General features: G+C 74.5%; 1 protein-coding gene. It reads left to right on the forward strand.

The genetic code is table 11. The features are described from left to right. Positions 1–235: fructose-bisphosphatase class II (locus QN345_RS20360; protein ID WP_323509277.1), on the forward strand; the 235-nt coding region annotated here is incomplete at both ends.

Genomic DNA, 235 nt, shown 5'->3' on the forward strand with positions numbered 1-235 from the left:
GGCCGCGACCTCAGGGACCGACGTCGACGTCGTCGTCGGCATCGGTGGGACACCCGAGGGCATCATCGCGGCCTGCGCCGTGCGGGCACTCGGCGGATTCATGCAGGGGCGCCTCGCGCCCCAGACGCCCGAGCAGCACGCCGCGGCGCTCGCGGCCGGGCACGACCTCGACCGGGTGCTCGAGCTCGACGACCTCGTCGCGAGCGAGGCTGTGCTGTTCGTCTCGAGCGCCGTC

The organism is Cryobacterium sp. 10I1 (genome assembly GCF_035019805.1).
GTDB classification, from domain to species: Bacteria; Actinomycetota; Actinomycetes; order Actinomycetales; family Microbacteriaceae; genus Cryobacterium; species Cryobacterium glucosi.